The sequence below is a fragment of the Streptomyces sp. NPDC088246 genome, assembly GCF_044741025.1.
Taxonomy (GTDB): domain Bacteria; phylum Actinomycetota; class Actinomycetes; order Streptomycetales; family Streptomycetaceae; genus Streptomyces.
Genome location: NZ_JBIURV010000001.1, coordinates 51,088 through 72,248 on the forward strand (window position 1 = coordinate 51,088; position 21,161 = coordinate 72,248).

Annotated in this window: 18 protein-coding genes, 1 tRNA gene and 3 pseudogenes; 18 read left to right on the top strand and 4 right to left on the bottom strand. The window is 70.0% G+C overall.

What is annotated here, in order from left to right; translation table 11 throughout:
• Positions 1-37 precede the first annotated feature (37 nt).
• Positions 38-319 carry an HU family DNA-binding protein gene (locus tag ACIPEK_RS00185; protein ID WP_003968811.1) on the top strand — a complete coding sequence of 94 codons (282 nt, stop codon included), beginning with the start codon at positions 38-40 and terminating at the stop codon, positions 317-319.
• Between the two features lie 195 nt (positions 320-514).
• Here the strand turns inward: ACIPEK_RS00185 and murA are convergent, their stop codons facing one another.
• The gene (gene murA / locus ACIPEK_RS00190) at positions 515-1,855 is read right to left on the bottom strand and encodes a UDP-N-acetylglucosamine 1-carboxyvinyltransferase (RefSeq protein ID WP_093900252.1); all 1,341 of its coding nucleotides are present in this window, start codon (positions 1,853-1,855) and stop codon (positions 515-517) included.
• A 277-nt stretch (positions 1,856-2,132) separates the two neighbouring features.
• Here murA and ACIPEK_RS00195 point away from each other — a divergent pair, with 277 nt between their 5' ends.
• The 9 genes and pseudogenes from ACIPEK_RS00195 to ACIPEK_RS00235 all read left to right on the top strand — a co-directional run bounded on the left by ACIPEK_RS00195 (position 2,133) and on the right by ACIPEK_RS00235 (position 11,100).
• On the top strand, positions 2,133-2,693 hold the full coding sequence (locus ACIPEK_RS00195) for a YqgE/AlgH family protein (RefSeq protein WP_401989399.1): 561 nt from the start codon (positions 2,133-2,135) through the stop codon (positions 2,691-2,693).
• Between the two features lie 30 nt (positions 2,694-2,723).
• Positions 2,724-3,011, top strand: a complete 288-nt coding sequence (locus tag ACIPEK_RS00200) for a DUF3039 domain-containing protein (protein ID WP_351261437.1) — start codon at positions 2,724-2,726, stop codon at positions 3,009-3,011.
• A gap of 71 nt (positions 3,012-3,082) precedes the next feature.
• Positions 3,083-3,307, top strand: a pseudogene (locus ACIPEK_RS00205) (zinc ribbon domain-containing protein); the annotation flags it as partial.
• Positions 3,308-3,339: 32 nt separating this feature from the next.
• Positions 3,340-3,531 (top strand): annotated as a pseudogene (locus tag ACIPEK_RS00210) (sugar ABC transporter permease); the annotation flags it as partial.
• Positions 3,532-3,593: 62 nt separating this feature from the next.
• Positions 3,594-3,913, top strand: a pseudogene (locus ACIPEK_RS00215) (ABC transporter permease subunit); the annotation flags it as partial.
• A gap of 4 nt (positions 3,914-3,917) precedes the next feature.
• Positions 3,918-5,558, top strand: coding sequence for a beta-N-acetylhexosaminidase (locus ACIPEK_RS00220; protein ID WP_401989400.1), 1,641 nt, complete (start codon positions 3,918-3,920; stop codon positions 5,556-5,558).
• A 423-nt stretch (positions 5,559-5,981) separates the two neighbouring features.
• Positions 5,982-6,878, top strand: coding sequence for an FAD binding domain-containing protein (locus tag ACIPEK_RS00225; protein ID WP_383071809.1), 897 nt, complete (start codon positions 5,982-5,984; stop codon positions 6,876-6,878).
• Entirely contained in the window at positions 6,875-8,767 is a 1,893-nt protein-coding gene (locus tag ACIPEK_RS00230) for a 2Fe-2S iron-sulfur cluster-binding protein (protein ID WP_401989401.1), read from the top strand. The genes ACIPEK_RS00225 and ACIPEK_RS00230 overlap by 4 nt, the downstream gene beginning before the upstream one ends.
• Complete coding sequence (locus ACIPEK_RS00235; RefSeq protein ID WP_401989402.1) at positions 8,764-11,100, top strand: xanthine dehydrogenase family protein molybdopterin-binding subunit; 2,337 nt, start codon at positions 8,764-8,766, stop codon at positions 11,098-11,100. The genes ACIPEK_RS00230 and ACIPEK_RS00235 overlap by 4 nt, the downstream gene beginning before the upstream one ends.
• A gap of 192 nt (positions 11,101-11,292) precedes the next feature.
• Here ACIPEK_RS00235 and ACIPEK_RS00240 read toward each other — a convergent pair whose 3' ends face one another.
• Entirely contained in the window at positions 11,293-12,309 is a 1,017-nt protein-coding gene (locus ACIPEK_RS00240; protein WP_351202036.1) for a proline racemase family protein, read from the bottom strand.
• 163 nt (positions 12,310-12,472) lie between these two features.
• Here ACIPEK_RS00240 and ACIPEK_RS00245 point away from each other — a divergent pair, with 163 nt between their 5' ends.
• From ACIPEK_RS00245 to ACIPEK_RS00255, 3 genes are all read left to right on the top strand, one after another.
• A complete protein-coding gene (locus tag ACIPEK_RS00245) occupies positions 12,473-13,231 on the top strand; it encodes a Scr1 family TA system antitoxin-like transcriptional regulator (protein WP_401989403.1) in 759 nt (252 codons plus the stop codon).
• Positions 13,232-13,256: 25 nt separating this feature from the next.
• Positions 13,257-13,772, top strand: a complete 516-nt coding sequence (locus tag ACIPEK_RS00250) for a DUF1269 domain-containing protein (protein WP_401989404.1) — start codon at positions 13,257-13,259, stop codon at positions 13,770-13,772.
• Between the two features lie 61 nt (positions 13,773-13,833).
• Complete coding sequence (locus ACIPEK_RS00255) at positions 13,834-14,001, top strand: hypothetical protein (protein WP_401989405.1); 168 nt, start codon at positions 13,834-13,836, stop codon at positions 13,999-14,001.
• 56 nt (positions 14,002-14,057) lie between these two features.
• Here the strand turns inward: ACIPEK_RS00255 and ACIPEK_RS00260 are convergent.
• A tRNA-Cys gene (locus ACIPEK_RS00260) sits at positions 14,058-14,132 on the bottom strand.
• A gap of 186 nt (positions 14,133-14,318) precedes the next feature.
• Here ACIPEK_RS00260 and ACIPEK_RS00265 point away from each other — a divergent pair.
• The 4 genes from ACIPEK_RS00265 to ACIPEK_RS00280 all read left to right on the top strand — a co-directional run bounded on the left by ACIPEK_RS00265 (position 14,319) and on the right by ACIPEK_RS00280 (position 18,351).
• Positions 14,319-15,791: an MFS transporter gene (locus tag ACIPEK_RS00265; protein ID WP_401989406.1), complete on the top strand. Its 1,473-nt coding sequence runs from the start codon at positions 14,319-14,321 to the stop codon at positions 15,789-15,791.
• Between the two features lie 40 nt (positions 15,792-15,831).
• On the top strand, positions 15,832-16,032 hold the full coding sequence (locus ACIPEK_RS00270) for a ribbon-helix-helix protein, CopG family (RefSeq protein WP_401989407.1): 201 nt from the start codon (positions 15,832-15,834) through the stop codon (positions 16,030-16,032).
• Positions 16,029-16,418: a type II toxin-antitoxin system death-on-curing family toxin gene (locus tag ACIPEK_RS00275; protein WP_401989408.1), complete on the top strand. Its 390-nt coding sequence runs from the start codon at positions 16,029-16,031 to the stop codon at positions 16,416-16,418. The genes ACIPEK_RS00270 and ACIPEK_RS00275 overlap by 4 nt, the downstream gene beginning before the upstream one ends.
• A gap of 151 nt (positions 16,419-16,569) precedes the next feature.
• On the top strand, positions 16,570-18,351 hold the full coding sequence (locus ACIPEK_RS00280; protein ID WP_401989409.1) for a DEAD/DEAH box helicase: 1,782 nt from the start codon (positions 16,570-16,572) through the stop codon (positions 18,349-18,351).
• Positions 18,352-18,535: 184 nt separating this feature from the next.
• Here the strand turns inward: ACIPEK_RS00280 and ACIPEK_RS00285 are convergent, their stop codons facing one another.
• Positions 18,536-19,105: a hypothetical protein gene (locus ACIPEK_RS00285; RefSeq protein WP_383071821.1), complete on the bottom strand. Its 570-nt coding sequence runs from the start codon at positions 19,103-19,105 to the stop codon at positions 18,536-18,538.
• Between the two features lie 312 nt (positions 19,106-19,417).
• Between ACIPEK_RS00285 and ACIPEK_RS00290 the strand changes: the two genes are divergently transcribed.
• Positions 19,418-21,031: a hypothetical protein gene (locus tag ACIPEK_RS00290; protein WP_401989410.1), complete on the top strand. Its 1,614-nt coding sequence runs from the start codon at positions 19,418-19,420 to the stop codon at positions 21,029-21,031.
• Positions 21,032-21,161: the final 130 nt, after the last annotated feature.

A 21,161-nucleotide genomic window follows, 5' to 3' on the forward strand; every position in this document is an offset into this window, starting at 1 on the left:
CACGCCTCACAGGCAAGAAGAACACGGGAGTAACAACATGAACCGCAGTGAGCTGGTGGCCGCCCTGGCCGACCGCGCCGAGGTGACTCGCAAGGACGCCGACGCCGTGCTGGCCGCGCTCGCCGAGACCGTCGGTGAGATCGTCGCCAAGGGCGACGAGAAGGTCACCATCCCCGGCTTCCTGACCTTCGAGCGCACCCACCGTGCCGCTCGCACCGCTCGTAACCCGCAGACCGGCGACCCGATCAACATCCCGGCCGGCTACAGCGTGAAGGTCTCCGCGGGCTCCAAGCTCAAGGAAGCCGCCAAGGGCAAGTAAGCCCCACAGGCGCGACGAAGGGCGGTCACCCGACCAAGGGTGACCGCCCTTCGGTGTACCGGCCCGAGAGGGCCCGTTCTGGGCTTCTGCCGCCATCGCGGACCAGGGGTGCGGACCCGGCCCCTTCCGTAAACGAAGAACGGGGGCCCGGGGCAGCGCCCCGAACCCCCGTCAGCAGCCGTCAGGCGCCCCGCCTCAGACCAGCGCCCCGCCCGGCAGCTCCACCTTCGCGCCGAGCTTCTCCAGCTTCTCCATGAAGTTCTCGTAGCCGCGGTTGATCAGGTCGATGCCGTGCACCCGCGACGTGCCCTGCGCCGCCAGCGCGGCGATCAGGTACGAGAAACCGCCGCGCAGGTCCGGGATGACCAGATCCGCGCCCTGCAGCTTCGTCGGCCCGGACACGACCGCGGAGTGCAGGAAGTTGCGCTGCCCGAAGCGGCAGTCGGAGCCGCCCAGGCACTCGCGGTAGAGCTGGATGTGCGCGCCCATCTGGTTGAGCGCGGAGGTGAAGCCGAGCCGGGACTCGTACACCGTCTCGTGGACGATGGACAGGCCCGAGGCCTGCGTCAGGGCCACGACCAGCGGCTGCTGCCAGTCGGTCTGGAAGCCGGGGTGCACGTCCGTCTCCAGGGCGATGGCGTTCAACGCGCCGCCCGGGTGCCAGAAGCGGATGCCCTCGTCGTCGATCTCGAACGCCCCGCCGACCCGGCGGAAGGTGTTCAGGAACGTCATCATCGAGCGCTGCTGTGCGCCCCGCACGTAGATGTTGCCCTCGGTGGCCAGCGCCGCGGACGCCCAGGAGGCCGCCTCCAGACGGTCCGGGATCGCCCGGTGCGTATAACCGTCCAGCCGGTCGACACCGGTGATCCGGATCGTCCGGTCGGTGTCCATCGAGATGATCGCGCCCATCTTCTGCAGTACGCAGATGAGGTCCTCGATCTCCGGCTCCACGGCCGCGTTGGACAGCTCGGTGACGCCCTCGGCGAGCACGGCCGTCAGCAGCACCTGCTCGGTGGAGCCCACCGACGGGTACGGCAGCCGGATCTTCGTGCCGCGCAGCCGCTGCGGGGCCTCCAGATACTGGCCGTCCGCCCGCTTCTCGATGGTCGCGCCGAACTGCCGCAGCACGTCGAAGTGGAAGTCGATCGGCCGGCCGCCGATGTCACAGCCGCCGAGCCCGGGGATGAACGCATGGCCCAGCCGGTGCAGCAGCGGGCCGCAGAAGAGGATCGGGATGCGCGACGAGCCCGCGTGGGCATCGATGTCGGCGACGTTGGCGCTCTCGACATGGGTCGGGTCCAGGATCAGCTCGCCCGGTTCGTCACCCGGCCGGACCGTCACACCGTGCAACTGCAGCAGCCCCCGCACCACCCGCACGTCGCGGATGTCGGGCACATTGCGCAGCCGGCTGGGTCCGCTGCCGAGCAGCGCGGCGACCATTGCCTTCGGCACCAGGTTCTTGGCGCCTCTGACGCGGATCTCGCCCTCCAGCGGGGTTCCGCCGTGGACAAGCAGGACATCGTCTGTGCCGGTCATGAATCTCGCGTTCCGGAGTGGTCGGGCAGGGGGCCAAACGAAAGGGTAATGGCCCACAGCCCCCCTTCCGTAAGAGAGCGGGGGGTGTGCGAACGTCATGAATTCGCCACAACACGCTCTGCTCCCCGACTCTTGCGGAGGGTTACCGTCCGCAACGCCCTCCGGGCGGTGCGCTCCGCGTGCATCCGTGCGCCCTGAGCTGCGTGCGGTCCCCCCTCGGTGACCGGGCGGCCCGCTTGGTCCCCGCGGAGAGCGAAGATGCGGGATCATTTCTGCCATGACCGAGGTGTCCTCGCTCACAGGGCGACTGCTCGTGGCCACACCCGCGCTCGCGGACCCGAATTTCGACCGCGCGGTGGTGCTGCTCCTCGACCACGACGAGGAGGGCTCACTCGGCGTGGTCCTGAACCGCCCGACCCCGGTCGGCGTCGGCGACATCCTCACGTCCTGGGCCGGCCTGACCGGTGAGCCCGACGTCGTGTTCCAGGGCGGCCCGGTCTCGCTCGACTCGGCGCTCGGTGTGGCTGTCATCCCCGGCGACGAGGGCCCGCTCGGCTGGCGCCGGGTGTACGGGGCGATCGGCCTGGTGGACCTGGAGGCCCCACCGGAGCTGCTGGCCGCGGCGAGCGGCTCGTTGCGGATCTTCGCCGGGTACGCCGGCTGGGGCCCCGGACAGCTGGAGACGGAACTCGGCGAGGGGGCCTGGTACGTCGTCGAGTCCGAGCCCGGAGACGTCTCCTCCCCGCGCCCCGAACACCTCTGGCGAGCGGTCCTGCGCCGCCAGCGCAGCGAACTGGCGATGATCGCCACCTATCCGGACGACCCTTCGCTGAACTGATGGTCCCGGCCTTCAGTACCCTTGGGGTCCATGAGCACTCTTGAGCCCGAGCGCGGGGCAGGTACGGGCACCCTCGTAGAGCCGACGCCGCAGGTGTCGAACGGCGACGGCGACCACGAGCGCTACGCCCATTACGTCCAGAAGGACAAGATCATGGCGAGTGCCCTGGAGGGCACGCCCGTGGTCGCACTGTGCGGCAAGGTCTGGGTACCGGGCCGCGACCCGAAGAAGTATCCGGTCTGTCCCATGTGCAAGGAGATCTACGAGTCCATGGGTGCCGGTGGCGACAAGGGCAAGGGCGGCAAGGACAAGGAGTAGTCCGGCACCGTTCGGCCACCATTGCTTCGGGCCCCCGGGGCGCGCGTTGATGCGCGCCCCGGGGGCTTTTCACCTTCCGACGATGCTCGGCATGCGGTTTCATCACGCCGGGAAGCAGGGAAGACCAGGCCACGTTCGTATGCAAGAACCCCGACTGGGGATGGTCAGGAAATGCCGACCACAACGCATCTCGGAACGTCTTGCACCTGTACCGGATCGGCCTCGTGGTGATCCCGGCTGCTGGAAGAAGCAGTCGTCAGGCGCGAAAACGCGTCAAGCCCACCACCGCAAGGTAGGAGGGAATCTCCCGGCTTCGGACGGGAGAGCACTTCAAGTCATGACCAACGGCGGCGGCATCGCCGGCCAGAACCCGGTGCTCAACGTGTACGCGTCCCAGAAGGCGTTCGCGTCCTCGCAGTACAGCCTCGGCTCGGCGATCGGCGTCGTGATGCTGGTGATCCTGCTGGCCGTCACGCTCGTCCATCTGCGCTTGGTGCGGCGCCAGGGGGAGGAACTGTGAGCGCACGGAACCTGCTGCGCATCCGCCGGCCGGGCCGGCCGGCGGGCCGCCGAGGCTGCGGCTCTGCATCGATCGACGGTGCCGGCCGCACCCGCTCCCTGTGGCAGATCCTCTTCCCGCTGGTCTTTCCCGGTCTGGTGGCGACCAGCGTCTTCTCGCTCATCTCGACTGGAACGACTTCCTGTTCGCGAAGTCGTTCATCATCAGCGACACATCCCAGTCGACGCTCCCGATGGCGCTGCCGGTTTTCTTCAAACCCGACGAGAACGACTGGGGAGGGATCATGGCAGCCTCGACGGTGATGACCATTCCCGTACTGGTCTTCTTCGTACTCGTACAGCAACGTCTGGTCTCGGGACTGGGCGGAGCGGTAAAGGACTGACGCCATGGACATGGAACTGATCCCGGCACCCGTGCACGTCGGTGCAGTTGGTGACGAGGGGCGGGGCGCCTTCCCGCTGAACCCCTCCACCACCATCACGGCGGCCCCCGGCACCGAGAACACCGAACGCTGGCTGCGCTCCACCCTCGGCGCCGCCTTCGGCCTGCCGCTCGCCCCGGGCGCCGAGGGCAGGGACAACACCATCCGGCTGCGCATCGACCCGGCCCTGGAGCCCGAGGGCTACCAGCTGGGCGTAGGGCCCTTCGGCGTCGAGATCACTGGCGGCAGCCCCGCCGGGGTCTTCTGGGGCGCCCAGACCCTCCGACAGCTTCTGGGGAACGAAGCCTTCCGGCGCGCTCCCATCAGCCCCGGCAGCCGGCCGGCCGTCCCCTTCGCGGACATCGAGGACAGCCCCCGCTTCCCCTGGCGCGGCATGATGCTCGACGTGGCCCGGCACTTCCTGCCCAAGGACGACGTCCTGCGCTACCTCGACCTCCTTGCCGCGCACAAGCTGAACGTCTTTCACTTCCACCTCACCGACGACCAGGGCTGGCGCATCGAGATCAAGCGCTACCCCCGGCTCACCGAGGTCGGCTCCTGGCGGTCCCGTACCAAGCACGGCCACCGGGCCTCCGAACTGTGGGACGAGACCCCGCACGGCGGCTACTACACGCAGGACGACATCCGCGAGATCGTCGCGTACGCCGCCGAGCGGCATATCCGCGTCGTCCCCGAGATCGACATCCCGGGCCACTCGCAGGCCGCCATCGCCGCGTACCCCGAACTGGGCAACACCGACGTCATCGACACCACCACCCTCTCCGTCTGGGACACCTGGGGCATCAACCCGAACGTACTCGCCCCCACTGACAACACCCTGCGCTTCTTCGAGGGAGTCCTCGAAGAGGTCCTCGGTCTTTTCCCCGCCGCCACCTCGCCGTTCATCCACATCGGCGGCGACGAGTGCCTCAAGGACCAGTGGAAGGAGTCCCCGGCCGCCCAGGCCCGGATCAAGGAGTTCGGCCTGGCCAACGAGGACGAGCTGCAGTCCTGGGTCATCCGGCACTTCGACACCTGGCTCACCGCACGCGGACGCCGGCTCATCGGCTGGGACGAAATCCTCGAAGGCGGCCTCCCGGCGGGCGCCGCCGTGTCGTCCTGGCGGGGTTACGGAGGAGGCATCGCCGCCGCCGAGGCCGGCCACGACGTGGTGATGTGCCCGGAGCAGCACGTGTACCTGGACCACCGTCAGGACGGCGGCACCGACGAGCCGATGCCCATCGGCTTCATCCGCACTCTGGAGGACGTCTACCGCTTCGAACCCGTACCTCCGGGCCTTTCCGAGGAGGCGGCCCGTCACATCCTCGGCACCCAGGCCAATGTCTGGACCGAGGTCATGCAGAACCGGGCCCGCGTCGACTACCAGGTCTTCCCGCGCCTCGTGGCGTTCGCGGAGGTCGCCTGGTCGCCCCTGCCCGCCTCCGTCGAACGGGACTTCACCGACTTCGAACGCCGAATGACCACGCACTACGCCCGACTTGACGCGCTCGGAGTCGACTACCGGCCGCCGAGCGGCCCGTTGCCCCGGCAGCAGCGCCCTGGCGTCCTCGGGCGCCCCCTTGAGGGACCGCCCCCGAACGTGTGATACCGGTCGCGCTCCGGCTCCGGCCGTCACCCTCCCCGGGAGCGTGACGGCCGGCGGCCGTTCCCCGTAACGCATCGCAGCCGGAACGGAATACCGGAACGCGTCCCGTAGGCACGGAGCAGCCGGAAGCAGCCACAGTCGGACCGGAACGCGTCACCGCCGGACCGGAATGCACCCCCGCCGGACCGGAACAGCCGGAACGGAACAAGCCGTACAAGGCTCGCCGAAGAGTGGCAATTCGCACTCCGCGTCGAAGCGGGGTGAATCGGGACCATCCCCCTGGTCGGGGACGGATACGCCCTTCGCGGACCCTCGCGTCGGGCCGGTCGGAAGATGTGCCAGAGTTGCCACGTCCAGGCTTTGAGCACGTACCGTACGGCGAAACAAGCCGGACAGCCGGGACACCGGGAAGGGGCAGCTGGGTTGACCACGCACGCACCGCAGGCGACGCAGTCCGTGACGCTGCCGGCCTCGCTCGACGAGGCCGTGGCGGCGCTGGGCGCCATGCCCGCCGCCGTTCCTGTAGCAGGCGGTACAGACCTGATGTCGGCCGTCAACAAGGGGCTGCTGCGCCCCTCAGGGCTGGTCGGCCTCGGCCGGATCAGCGAGCTCCGCGGCTGGCACTACCAGGACGGCCACGCCCTGCTCGGCGCCGGACTCACCCACGCACGCATGGGGCGGCCCGACTTCGCCGCTCTCATCCCCGCCCTGGCCGCGTCCGCGCGCGCCGCGGGCCCGCCCCAGATCCGTAACGCCGGAACACTCGGCGGCAACATCGCCACCGCCGCCCCGACCGGTGACGCCCTGCCGGTGCTCGCCGCGCTGGAGGCCGAGCTCGTCATCGCGGGCCCCGGCGGCGCCCGCCGCGAGATCCCGGTCTCGCACCTGCTGGCCGGCCGCGACATGCTCGAACCCGCCGAACTGATCGGCTTCGTCCGGGTACCGCTGCTGCACGCCCCCCAGGTCTTCCTGAAGGCCACCGGCCGCACCGGTCCCGGCCGCGCCACGGCATCCGTCGCGATCGTCCTCGACCCGGCCCGGCGCGGAGTGCGCTGCGCGGTCGGTGCCATCGCGCCGATGCCGCTGCGGCCGCTGGAGGCCGAGCGCTGGATCGCCTCACTGATCGACTGGGACGGCGAACGGGGCCTGGCACCCGATGCGCTGGCCGCGTTCGGCGAGTACGTCGCCGCGGCCTGCATCCCGGACGAGGCACCGCCCGCCGACGGGGGAGAGGCGCCACCGCTGCCCCCCGCCGTACTGCATCTGCGGCGAACCGTCGCCGCGCTGGCCCGACGAGCGCTGGGGAGGGCACTGTCGTGAGCAACGAGGACCACAACGATCAGTACGGGCAGCGGGAGCAGCCGCAGCACGGGGGCTGGCAGCCGACGCCGCAGGGCGGCGAGTACGACGCCGAGGCGACGGCTTTCGTCCACCTGCCGCCGGAGGACCTGGCGGACATCCCGCTGGCCGCGCCCGGCCATGGCTACGTACCGCCGATGATCCTGCCGCTGACCCCCGCGGCCGGGCTCGACCCGGCGGCCACGGGCAGCTGGGTCATGCAGACGCAGAGCCAGCAGGAGCGGGGTACGGGAGCGGAGCAGCCGGCATCCGACGCGGTGCACTGGCCGGACCCGAACCAGCAGCAGCCGCAGTACGGGTACGAGTACCCGCAGCAGGAGCAGTACCAGGAGACGCCGGCCGCGACGGGCCAGTGGAACTTCACCGAGTCCGCCGAGTCCACCCAGTTCGCCGAGTTCGGCGGTTACGCGGACCACAGTGGTCAGGCCGGTCACGCCGCTTTGGCCGACCACAGTGGTCAGGCCGGTCACGCCGCTTTGGCCGACCACAGTGGTCAGGCCGGTCACGCCGCTTCGGTCGACCACAGTGGTCAGGCCGGTCACGCCGCTTCGGCCGACCACAGTGGTCAGGCCGGTCACGCCGCTTCGGTCGACCACAGCGGTCAGGCCGGGCACAGTGGGCATGCCGACCCCGCCGGCCACACCGGGCAGTGGACGATTCCGGTCGCCGACGGTGACCTCCCCGAGGAGTCCGGCGAGTTCGCGGCGTCGGCTCTGGCCTCCCAGTGGTACGCGGACCGCACCCCGCCGGCCACGCTGCCGGGCGGTGCGCCCGCACCGTGGGCGACACAGCAGCCGGTCGCGGAGCCCGATCCCGAGCCCGCGGTGGAGCAGCCGGCACCCGGAGCGGACGTCGAGCCGGAGCACGCGCCGGGAGCCGATTCCGCGCCCGTGGTGGAGCCGCCCGCGTACGAAGACAGCACCCTCCAGGCCCCGGAGGCAGCACCGAGGACGGCTGCCGACGACATGCCCGTGCCCGCTGCCGGAGACACGCCCGCTCTCGGGGTGGACCTCGCACAGGTCCCGACCCCTGACACCGCCCCGACGCCTGACACCGTCCCGGCGGCCGACACCGCCCCGACCCCCGACACCGCCCCGGTGGCCGACACCCCGGCCGAGCACCCGGTGGAGGCCACGCCCGAGCACCACCCGGCAGAGCCGCCGGCCGAATCGGCACCCGGCTCCGAGCCGGACACGGTCCCGGACGCACCACCACTGGACGCCGCGCCCGAAGCCTCACCGCTGCCCAGCGAGCACCCCGCCGCCTCCTACGTCCTGCATGTGAACGGCGCCGACCGCCCCGTCACCGACGCCTGGATCGGCGAGTCGCTCCTCTACGTGCTCCGCGAGCGCCTCGGCCTCGCCGGTGCCAAGGACGGCTGCTCGCAGGGCGAGTGCGGTGCCTGCAACGTCCAGGTGGACGGCCGTCTGGTCGCCTCATGCCTGGTCCCCGCGGCGACCGCGGCCGGCAGCGAGGTCCGAACGGTCGAGGGCCTGGCCGTGGACGGCGAGCCGTCGGACGTCCAGCGCGCCCTCGCCAAGTGCGGTGCCGTCCAGTGCGGCTTCTGCATCCCCGGCATGGCCATGACCGTCCACGACCTGCTGGAGGGCAACCACGCCCCCAGCGAACTGGAGACGCGTCAGGCGCTCTGCGGCAACCTCTGCCGCTGCTCCGGCTACCGGGGCGTCCTCGACGCCGTGAACGAGGTCATCGCGGGCCGCGAGGCGAGCACCGATCCCGCCTCGTCGGACTCCTCGTCCCCGGAGTCCGACGAGGCCCGCATCCCGCACCAGGCGGCCCCCGGTGCGGGTAGTGTTCAGCCGCACCTGCAGGACGGAGGCATGGCGTGAGCAACGACGCAGCCACCGCTGCCAACGCGACCAGCACACGGATCACCACCCCGCCGGTCGAAGGCCCCGACACCGAGCCGCCCGCACTCGGCCTCGGCGTCTCCCTCCCGCCCGCCGACGCGCGTGCCAAGACCGAGGGCACCTTCCCGTACGCCGCCGACCTCTGGGCCGAGGGCCTGCTGTGGGCGGCCGTCCTTCGCTCCCCACACCCGCACGCCCGCATCCTGTCCATCGACACCTCGGCCGCCGTCGAGATGCCGGGCGTACGGGCCGTCGTCACGCACGAGGACGTACCCGGGGAGGGTGTGTACGGGCGCAGGGTCGTCGACCGCCCGGTCTTCGCCTCCGACCTGGTGCGCCACCACGGCGAGCCGATCGCCGCAGTCGCCGCCGACCACCCCGACACGGCCCGCCTCGCCGCCGCGGCCATTGCCGTCGAGTACGAGGTCCTCGAACCGGTCACCGACCCGGAGAAGGCCTTCGCCGCCGAACCGCTCCACCCCGACGGCAATCTGATCCGCCACATCCCGCTGTGCTACGGCGACCCGGATGCCACCGGCGAGGTCGTCGTCGAGGGCCTGTACCGCATCGGCCGTCAGGACCCGGCCCCGATCGGTGCCGAGGCCGGACTCGCCGTGCCCCGCCCCGATGGCGGCGTGGAGATCTACACCGCCTCAACCGACCCGCACACCGACCGCGATCTCGCCGCCGCCTGCTTCGGCCTCGAACCGGACCGGGTGAAGCTCGTCGTCACCGGCGTCCCCGGCGCGACCGGCGACCGCGAGGACCCCGGCTTCCAGCTCCCACTCGGGCTGCTCGCCCTGCGCACCGGCTGCCCGGTCAAACTGGCCGCCACCCGCGAGGAGTCCTTCCTCGGCCACGCCCACCGCCACCCGACGCTGCTCCGCTACCGCCACCACGCTGACGCCGAGGGCCGGCTGGTGAAGGTCGAGGCACAGATCCTGCTCGACGCGGGCGCGTACGCCGACGCCTCGTCGGAGTCCCTCGCCGCAGCGGTGGCCTTCGCCTGCGGTCCTTACGTCGTTCCGCACGCCTTCATCGAGGGCTGGGCGGTCCGTACGAACAACCCGCCGTCGGGCCATGTACGCGGCGAGGGCGCGATGCAGGTCTGCGCGGCGTACGAGGGCCAGATGGACAAGCTGGCCGCCAAGCTGGGCATCGACCCGGCCGAGCTGCGCCTGCGCAATGCGCTGTCCACCGGCGACATCCTCCCCACCGGCCAGACGGTGACCTGCCCGGCGCCGGTAGCCGAACTACTGCAATCCGTAAGGGACTTCCCCCTCCCGGCTCTCCCCAAGGACGCCCCGGAGGACGACTGGCTGCTCCCCGGCGGCCCGGAGGGCGCGGGCGAGCCCGGTGCGGTGCGCCGAGGGGTCGGCTATGCGCTGGGCATGGTCCACATGCTCGGGGCGGAGGGCGCCGACGAGGTCTCCACGGCCACGGTCAGGGTCCATGACGGCATCGCGACGGTCATCTGCGCCGCGGTCGAGACGGGCCAGGGTTTCTCGACCCTCGCCCGTCAGGTGGTTCAGGAGACCCTGGGCATCGAAGAGGTGCACGTAGCGTCCGTCGACACCGACCAGCCCCCGGCGGGCCCGGCGACGCACGGCCGCCACACCTGGGTCTCGGCAGGAGCGGTGGAACGCGCCGCCAAGATGGTCCGCACACAGCTTCTCCAGCCCCTGGCCCACAAGTTCGGCATGTCCACTGAGCTGCTGCAGATCTCCGGCGGCAAGATCACCTCGTACGACGGGGTGCTGTCCACGACGGTCGCGGAAGAGATGCACGGCAAGGAACTCTGGGCCACCGCCCAGTGCCGGCCCCACCCGACCGAGCCCCTGGACGAGTCGGGCCAGGGCGATGCCTTCGTCGGCCTCGCCTTCTGCGCGATCCGCGCGGTGGTGGACGTGGACATCGAACTCGGCTCCGTACGGGTCGTGGAGATGGCGGTCGCCCAGGACGTCGGCCGGGTCCTCAACCCGTCCCAGCTGGCGACCCGTATCGAGGCGGGCATCACCCAGGGCATCGGCGCCGCCCTCACCGAGAACCTCCGCAGCGCCCGAGGCCTGATCCGCCACCCCGACCTCACCGGCTACGCGCTGCCGACCTCCCTGGACGCACCGGACATTCGCATTGTCAAACTCGTCGAAGAACGCGACGTGGTCGCCCCCTTCGGAGCCAAGCCCGCTTCCGCGATCCCCGTGGTGACCTCCCCCGCAGCAGTGGCCGCAGCAGTACGAGCCGCCACCGGCCGCCCGATCAACCGCCTCCCGATCCGACCCCAGGCGGCGGTGGCAGCCCCCAAGTCCTGAGCCCTGTGCGGATGGCGGTCTCCGGGTTGCGGGTGCGACCCGGAGACCGCATCGGTTCCGGTGCCGCCTCCGGGCGCTGCCGCCATCGAGGCGAATTCCGTATCTCCCTCGGAGAATGCCGAGGACATGCGGCCTGTCTGCGGCCGACTCCAGCGCCCAACTGCCATAGAGCGCTGACGTTGTGACTCCCCCTCAACGAAGCACGAAACCCGGCACCATGTCGTCGTCGGGGTCGACGACGAACCGGTGCTCGCCGGTCTGGTAGGCCCGGCCGGTGACCACCGGCACCACGGCCTCCCGGCCTGCCTCGTGCGTGGTCCTTTGCACCCGCGCAAGCCAGGTCGCCTCGGTGATCGAGCTGTGCGCGAGCACTTGGCCGGGCTTGAGCCGGCCGGTGGAATGCAACGCGGCAACCCGCGAGCAGGTGCCCGACCCGCAGGGCGAACGGTCGACCTCACCGTCGGCGAACACGGTGACATTGCGCTGCCGCAGGCTGCCGTCCGGGCCGATTCCCTGGTCGTCGATATAGATGACGCCGTAGATGCCGCTCAGCCTGTCGTCGAGCGGGTGCCCGGCGAAGGCGGTGGGGTTGAGGAAGCCCTTGATCTCGCGGCTCAGCTCGATCAGCGCGGCAAGCGAGGCCACACTCACGTCGAGGCCGACCGCTGCGGCCGGGACGTGAGCATAAATCGCGCCGCCGAAGCTGATCCCGCACCGGACCTCCCCGCGCGAGGTCGGAACCGCCACCTCGTCGTGCAGGACGTAGCTGGCAACACTGACGAAGTCGACGCTGACGACCCGGTCGCCGTCGGTGGCCACATGGGCGCGGACCCGCCCCGAGGGCACGTCGATCACCACCTCCGTGACCCCGCTGGGATCGATCGGAACCCGGCCGCTACGCACCGCCCACGCGCCAAGAGCGATGGTGCCGTGACCGCAGGCGGTCGAAAAACCGTCCTTGTGCCAGAAGAGCACACCGAAATGGGCCCCCGCGTCGTCGGGCGGAACAATGAACCCGCCGTACATGTCGGCGTGGCCGCGGGGCTCGGAGCACAGCAGGGCACGCAGCCCGTCGATCCCGGGATCGGAGATCGCGCTCACACGCTTGTCCGCCACGGTGTCGCCCGCGATCCCGGGCACGTCGGTGACGATCCGGAACGGCTCACCGCCGGCGTGATAGTCGACGGTGCGGATGTCGGTGATGGTCATGGTGGGGTCCGATCCTGATACGGGACAGCGGGGCGGGCCGTCAGGCCATGAGCACAGAGGGGTTCAGCCGGCGCGGCAAAGGTCTCCTCGATCGACCGTGCGGACACCCGGCACCTCCCGAGCCGGCCTCATTGTCCGCGAGTGAACCATGTGACATGGCACAGTGCAATGGTGCATCCGGGCGCCCGCCTCACCCCTCCTCCGGCGCCAACTGCGCCATCACCAGCCCGTACAGCAGCTCCACGTCCACGAACTCCCCTTTCGTATCCATCGGGTACGGGCCGGGCTCACGCAGAAGGACGCGGCGGACAAGCTGTTGATCTCGGAGTCGCTGATGGGGGCGGTCGAGCGGGCGGAGCGTATTCCGACGCTGGAACTGCTGGCCGACGCGGACCGGGTCTTTGACGCGGGTGGTGCGCTGGAGGCGTGCGTCGAGCTGATCGACGAGGAGAAGTACCCGGCGAAGTTCCTGGGCTGGGCGCGGCTGGAGCGGAAGGCTCGGGTCGTCAGCGCGTACGAGACGATGCTGATCCCGGGGCTGCTCCAGACGGAGGCGTACGCGTACGCCCTGTACCGGGCACGCAAACCCGCGTACACCGAGGACGAGATCGTCCGGCACGTCGAGGCTCGGCTGGAACGGCAGGCGGTGCTGATGCGCACGCCGCCGCCGTATGCCGGGTTCGTCATCGAGGAGTCGATCCTGGGCCGGACGCTCGGCGGCGCTGAGGTGTTGAAGGAACAACTGCTGCATCTGCTGGAGTGCATGCGGCGGATGAACCACCTCACGGTGCAGGTGATGCCATCGCGTTGCGTATGGGGGAAGAGACGCGGGCCGGAACGGACCGCTGAAGCGGCTGGAGGGCCGATGCATTCGGACCTAATGTCTTATTTACAAACAGTTCCTCTATGGTTGGTGCGGTAACGCACCAACCGGAGGAGTCAGCCGCATGAGCAATCTGTTCGTCATCGCCTACGACGATCTCGCCACCGCCGACCGGGTCCGGGACAAGCTGCTGTCCATGAACCGCGAGCACCTCGTCGAGCTGGAGGACGTCGTCGTCGTCGAACGGCGTGAGAAGGACGGCAAGATCAAGCTCCATCAGGCCGTCAACCACGTGGGTAACGGTGCCGCGGGTGGCGCGCTGTGGGGGAGCGTCATCGGGCTGCTCTTCCTCGTGCCGTTCCTCGGTGCAGCGGTGGGCGCCGCGGCCGGCGCCGCCGGAGGGTCCGCCGTCGACACCGGCGTCAACGACGACTTCATGAAGGAGCTGAGCGCCAATCTCCGGCCCGGCGCCGCCGCCGTCTTCGTGCTCGTCAAGACGTCCGTCCGCGACAAGGTCATCCCCGAGATCGTCAAGTTCGGCGGTCAGCTCGTGCAGACCTCGCTCAGCAAGGAGGACGAGGCACACCTGCAGGAGATGGTGAAGGAAGCGCTCAAGGAAGAGACGACGATCGCCTCCTGATCTCCGGACCATACGAGAGAAGGCGACTGCCCGCGCCGCGCGTGGGGTGGTCGCCTTTCGTATGCGGGCACCCGATGCAGATCAGGGTTCCCCACGGAAGTACGCCGTCCTTGTCGAACTCGGCGAATCCAAGCCGGTACCCGAGGACGTCGTCGACCGCCGCAAAGCACTGAAGGAATTCATCAACGGTTTCGCACCGTCCGCGCTCAGGGCCCAGGGGTGTTCCTGAAAATGCCGAGGCCCGCCCGGCGCGGCGTATGACGCGTGCTGGGCGGGCTTACTGCGTGGAGGCCGTGACCGGATTCGAACCGGTGTAACTCGAGTTGCAGTCGAGCCCCTGAACCACTCGGGCACACGGCCGTGTGTTCCTCGTTGTGGTTCGACCGTAGGGCCGGGTGTCCACGCTGCTCAAGGGTGCGGGGCGGGCCGCAATGCGACTGCCATACCGCGTTCACGATCGGCTCCGCGGTCCTACGACCAACGTACGAGCGGCGGACCGTCTCGCGACAGGGGCCACATAAGATCTTGCCCCTTACTCTTGGGCTCATGAGTGCCCTGGAACCACGAGACGCCGGTACCGATACCGGCACTGCCGTCGAAGCGGCGATACCGGTCCCGCCCGCCGAATCCGAAGGGGTGCTCGGGCGGACCTATCGGGCGCTGAGCATCGGCATCGTCTCCGTCGTGTTCCTGATCGCCTTCGAGGCGACCGCCGTGGGGACCGCGATGCCGGTCGCCGCCCGTGAGCTGCACGGCATCCCGCTCTACGCGTTCGCGTTCTCCGCGTACTTCACCACCAGCCTGTTCGCCATGGTCCTCTCCGGGCAGTGGGCGGACCGGCGCGGGCCGCTGGGGCCGCTGGCCACCGGGATCAGTGCGTTCGGGGTGGGGCTGCTGCTGTCCGGTACGGCGGGCAGCATGTGGACGTTCATCGCCGGGCGGGCCGTCCAGGGGCTCGGCGGCGGGCTGGTGATCGTGGCGTTGTACGTGGTGATCAGCCGGGCCTACCCGGAGCGTCTGCGGCCGTCGATCATGGCCGCGTTCGCCGCGAGCTGGGTGATCCCGTCCGTCGTCGGGCCGCTCGCCGCAGGGAGTGTGACCGAGCACCTGGGGTGGCGGTGGGTCTTCATCGGCATTCCCGTGCTGGTGGTGTTCCCGCTGGCGCTCGCGCTGCCCGCGATCCGGCGACGGGCCTCGGGGCCGGCCGATCCGGCGGCACCCGTCGAGCCGTACGACCGGCGCCGCATCGTGCTCGCGCTCGGGATCTCGGTCGGGGCCGGGCTGCTCCAGTACGCGGGGCAGGAGCGGAACTGGTTCGCGCTGCTTCCGGCCGTCGGGGGGGTCGCCCTGCTCGTCCCCGCCGTGCGCGGACTGCTGCCCCCGGGCACGGGCCGGGCGGCGCGCGGGCTGCCCTCGGTGGTGCTGCTGCGCGGGGTGGCGGCCGGGTCGTTCATCGCCGCCGAGTCGTTCGTACCGCTGATGCTGGTGACCCAGCGCGGGCTGAGCCCGACGATGGCCGGGCTCTCGCTCGCGGCCGGGGGCGGGACCTGGGCGCTCGGTTCGTACGTACAGTCCAGGCCGCGCCTTGAGCCGTACCGGGAGCGCCTGATGGTGGGCGGCATGGTGCTGGTCGCCGCGGCGATCGCGGCCGCGCCGTCCGTGCTGATCGACTGGGTGCCGGTCTGGACCGTGGCGGTGGCGTGGGCCTTCGGGTGCTTCGGCATGGGCATGGTGATGGCATCGACGAGCGTGCTGCTGCTGAAGCTGTCGGCGCCGGAGGAGGCGGGGGCGAACTCGGCCGCCCTCCAGATCTCCGACGGGCTGTCGAACGTCCTGCTGCTGGCCGCGGGTGGAGCCGCCTTCGCCGCGCTCGGCGGCGGTGCGATGGGGGCCGTGTACGAGGCGGCGGAGGCGGGGGCCTCCGGGTCTCATCCGGGGGCGTTCGCGGTGGTCTTCCTGCCGATGGCGGGGGTGGCGCTGGTGGGGGCGTGGGTGGCGGCGCGGGTGCGGACGCGGTAGCTGGTACCACTCTGGCCCCACTTGGTGGTACCGTTTTGGTATGGCTATGAACCTGCGTCTTCGTGACGATCAGACCGAGGCCCTCAAGCAGCGAGCGGAGCAGGAGGGGACCAGCATGCACGCCATACTGCTGCAGGCCGTGGATGACTACCTGGCCAGGACCGCTCAGCAGGCCATCGTCCGCAAGGCGGCCAAGGAGCAGGCGGCCAAGTGGAGCGAGCTCATGGAGCGGCTCAAGTGACCTGTGTCTACCTGACCTCCGAGGACATCCTCGTCATCGCCGAACACGCCTGTGCGGACATGCACGTCGTCGTGCGCGACGCCGGGCTCCTCGAATCGGCGGCGCACCGTCCCTCCGCAGCCATGTTCGGCGAGGAGGCGTACCCGGACCTGATCGACAAGGCCGCCGCTCTCCTGCAGTCCTTGGCGATCAATCGCCCGTTCTTCGACGGCAACAAACGGACGGCCTGGTTGTCGTGCGTGACCTTCCTCGCGATGAACGGGATCGATTTTCGTCCGGACATCGATGCTGCGGAACGCCTGGTCATCGCGGTGGCCATGGGGGAAATGGACGAGGTGAAAGTCATCTCTCACGGGCTGCGCGAACTGGTCGTCGACGACGTGTGACAGCCATCGCAATTCCGTGCGGGGCGGCGTAGTTCGAGGCGGTTCACGCCTCGCCCCCCGGTAAGGTGGCCCGGTTGTCGTATCGCGTACGAGTCCGTCCCGGCCCGTACGGACAGCGCCCCACGTACCCGAGAGACCCGAACCGGAGACCGTGACTACTACCGCCTCCCACCACCTCTCACCCGCCTTTCCCGGCCGCGCCCCCTGGGGCACGGCCGGCAAGCTGCGAGCCTGGCAGCAGGGCGCCATGGAGAAGTACATCCAGGAGCAGCCGCGCGACTTTCTCGCGGTCGCCACCCCCGGCGCGGGGAAGACCACCTTCGCGCTGACCCTCGCGTCATGGCTGCTGCACCACCATGTGGTGCAGCAGGTCACCGTCGTCGCGCCGACCGAGCACCTGAAGAAGCAGTGGGCCGAGGCAGCGGCCCGGATAGGGATCAAGCTCGACCCCGAGTACAGCGCGGGCCCGCTGAGCAAGGAGTACGACGGCGTCGCGGTCACCTACGCGGGTGTCGGCGTCCGGCCGATGCTGCACCGCAACCGGTGCGAGCAGCGCAAGACCCTCGTGATCCTCGACGAGATCCACCACGCCGGTGACTCGAAGTCCTGGGGCGAGGCCTGCCAGGAGGCGTTCGACCCGGCCACCCGGCGCCTCGCGCTCACCGGTACGCCGTTCCGGTCCGACACCAACCCGATCCCCTTCGTCGTGTACGAGGAGGGGAACGACGGCATCCGGCGCTCCTCGGCCGACTACACGTACGGCTACGGCAACGCGCTCGCCGACGGTGTCGTCCGGCCCGTGATCTTCCTCAGCTACAGCGGCAACATGCGCTGGCGCACCAAGGCCGGTGACGAGATCGCCGCCCGGCTCGGCGAGCCGATGACCAAGGACGCCATCGGGCAGGCCTGGCGTACCGCCCTGTCGCCCACCGGGGACTGGATCCCCAATGTGCTGAGCGCCGCCGACAAGCGGCTGACCGAGGTGCGCAAGGGCATTCCGGATGCCGGTGGGCTCGTCATCGCCACCGATCAGGAGTCGGCGCGCGAGTACGCCAAGATCCTCAAGAGGGTCACGGGCGAGAAGGCCACCGTGGTCCTCTCCGACGAGAAGGCCGCGTCGAAGAAGATCGACCAGTTCAGCGAGGACGAATCGCGCTGGATGGTCGCGGTCCGCATGGTGTCCGAGGGCGTCGACGTGCCGCGCCTCGCCGTGGGCGTGTACGCCACCACCATCTCCACGCCGCTCTTCTTCGCGCAGGCCGTCGGCCGTTTTGTGCGCTCGCGCAGGCGTGGCGAGACCGCTTCCGTCTTCGTGCCGACCATTCCGATGCTCCTCGACTTCGCCAACGAGATGGAGGTCGAACGGGACCACGTCCTCGACAAGCCCAAGAAGGGCAGCGACGAGGAGAACCCGTTCTCGGAGGAGGACAAGCTCCTCGCCGACGCGGAACGCCTGGAGGACGAGGAGACCGAGGAGCAGCTGCCCTTCGAGGCCCTCGAATCCGACGCGGTCTTCGACCGGGTGCTGTACGACGGTGCCGAGTTCGGCATGCAGGCGCACCCGGGGAGTGAGGAGGAGCAGGACTACCTGGGGATTCCGGGGCTCCTGGAACCCGATCAGGTGCAGCTGCTGCTCCAGAAGCGGCAGACCCGGCAGATCGCGCACAGCCGCCAGAAGCCGGCCGGGGAAGCCGATCTGCTGGAGAAGCCGGCCGAGGCGCGGCCGGTGGTCACGCACAAGCAGTTGCTGGGGCTGCGCAAGCAGCTCAACACGATGGTGTCGGCGTACACGCACCAGAGCGGCAAGCCGCACGGAGTGATCCACACCGAACTGCGGCGGGTGTGCGGCGGGCCGCCGAGTGCGGAGGCCACGGCCGGGCAGATCCAGCAGCGGATCAAGAAGGTTCAGGAGTGGGCCACGCGTATGACGTGAGGACGCTCTCGTGAAGTGCCGGCCCGGGGCGGGGACAGCGGTCCTCGCCCCGGGCCGGCGTCGTTGGCGCGGATCAGGTGCGATCAGGCTCGGCTGCCGGGTGCGGATCGGGTGCGGTCGCCGGGTGCGGTTGCCGGATGCGGGTCGGGCGTCGTTGCCGGGTGAGTGGATGTCTTACGTACGGCTACCAGACGAACGGTGCGGACTGGTTGAGCGTGGCCACGCACGGAACCGTGGCCGACGTCGGGGACGACGCCACGATCTGCAGTGACCAGTTGGTGGCGCTCGGGGGAGTGGCCAGCACCACGGAATCGGTGCGGTCACCCGCCGCCAGGGTGCCGGAGGTGAGCTTCAGCGGCCCCAGAGTGATCGGGTTGGGGCCGGTCATGCCGGGGTTGGTCTTCCCGGAGAACTGCACCTGACTGGTGACGCCGCCCGAGGTCTTGGTGAGCTTGAGCGTCGTCGTGATGCTGTTCGGGTCGGCACTGGAGCCGATCGGCATGGTGATCGCGGTGGAGTTGATCTTGATGGTCTTGGACGTGCCCGAGTCGGCGGCGGTCAGGGTGGCGACACCGTGGCCCCAGGTTCCGCAGTCGTACGTGGCCGTCGCGATGAGCGGGGTCACCGCCTGGGCCGACGGCGCCAGGGCGAGCGCGGCGGCCGCGGAACAGGCCGCGGTGAGCACGAGCGGGACGCGGACGCGTCTTCGGTTCGACGGCCGTACTCTCGACGGCCGTACAGAAGTGATCGACATGACGGGAGGGACTCCTTCCGGTTGAATTCCGCGGATTCGAAGAAATCGCCGTATGCGATCTTCTTGCGGAACTGCGTGCCGGGCCCGGCATGTCGGATGCAGTGAAACTGTGATCTTCGGAGATGTCAAGAGATGTCAACAGGCGCGTGGAAAGTGCTTGTAGAAATGCTTTTCGGGCATTTCAGATAACGATCATTCTCCGCATAAGGATCAGTCAATTCTCTCTTGACTTCTCTGCGTGCGACCTCCTCAATGTGCGCAAATCAATGGGCCATGGAGGGGTGTCTGGTGATTCGACGACGAAGACCTGGCGTGACCGGTCTGCTCGCTGCCTGCTTCGTACTGTCCCTGAGCTGCGTCGGGGCCACCGCCCAGGCCGCGCCACCGGCCGGACAGCAGGCCGCCGGTACGGTCACCCCGACCGTCCACTGCACCCTGCCCGCCGGCCAGGGGGAGGCGACCGGGCCGCAGGAGATGACCGTCGAGCTGTCGCCCGCGGTCGTCGCCCCGGGCGGCAAGGTGCATGCGAAGGTCACCCTCGGCCCGTCCCCCGCCACCAGCGCTCTCGCGCTGGACGATGTGCCGACCATCCCCAGCCTCGACCTCGCCATGTCCGGCGGGGCCACCGGTACCGTCACCGTGCGGGGCGCCGAGTTCACGATGGACATCCCGGCCGGGACGCCCATCGAACTCCCGCCGTACGAGGGCGACTTCCTGGTCCCGGCGGACGCCTCCGGCGACCTCTCCTTCGCCCCGGTCCGTACGCTGACGCAGACCAAGGTGCTCGGCTCGGTCTTCGAGACGCCCTGCGACGTGGTGGAGGGGGGCGGCTCCATCGGCACCGTCACGGTGGAGGGCACCGGTTCCGAGCCCGCCACCCTGACCGCCCCCGCCGATCCCGTACGCCCCAACACCACTGTAAAACTGGGTGGTTCGGGCTGGACGCCGGGCGGTACACCCGTGCCTTCGCTCTGCGCGGTGGGCGGTGGCGGCTGCGATCCGCTGAAGTTCAAGGGCCACACCCTCACCATCGACAGTTACGGAACGCTGCACGGTACGGCCACCCTCGCGGAGGCCGGAGCGGTGCCGGACGGCGCGTACGAGGTGAAGGTCAACGACGGCACGAAGGAAGCCACCGCTCCCCTCACCGTCAAGGCCGTCGCGGCCGGCGACCGCGAGATCTCGCTCTCGCGGAGCAGCGGACCCGTCGGCAGCGTGATCACGGTCAGCGGAAAGAACTACAACCCGGACCGCTGGATCAACGTCATCGGCCTCGACGCGACGGGCACCGGGCTCGACGACAGCGCGGTCTACGTCAAGAGCGGCCCGGACGGCACCTTCGCCGTCGAGTTCACCGTGATCTCCGATGCCGTCGTCGCCGTCCAGGCCGACGAGGGCAACGACCCCGCCACCGTACGGACCACCCCGTTCACCGTCACCACGGACGGGGGAGGCGGCGGCAGTGCCGACCAGAAGCTGAACACCTCGGTCCGGGCCGGGACACTGTCCATGGTCCAGGACGGCGACACCGTCGACTTCGGTACGACGGTCCTGGGCACCGGCAGCGGTGTGCAGCGCTCCCGGCTCAACCGGGTCGAGGTGGAGGACGCCCGCGGCGTCAACAGCGGCTGGTCCCTGACCGCCACCCTCACCGGCTTCACCAGCGCCGACGGGGGCACCATCCCGGCGGGCGCCGTCCGGTGGACACCCAAGTGCACGGCGCAGAACGGGAGTGCGGGGGTGCCGGTGGCCGGGTCGCCCGCCGCGCTCGGGAGTGAGGCGGCGAGCCTCTGCCGGATGAATCCGGATGGATCCCGTCCGTTCACCGGCGGCCGGTTCGACGCGGACGCCGATCTCACACTGACGGTTCCCGGATTCACCCGGCCCGGAGATTACAGCGCCACCCTGACACTCACTCTTCTCTGAGAGCCGTCAGGGGAAAGACCCGGAGACGCCCGCCTGCTCCGTATCGCAAGGGAGCAGGCGGGCGTCGCCATTTCGAATTCGGAGAATTCCCGTAGTCATGGAGGAGCCGCATGTCCGTACGGCCGAGCTC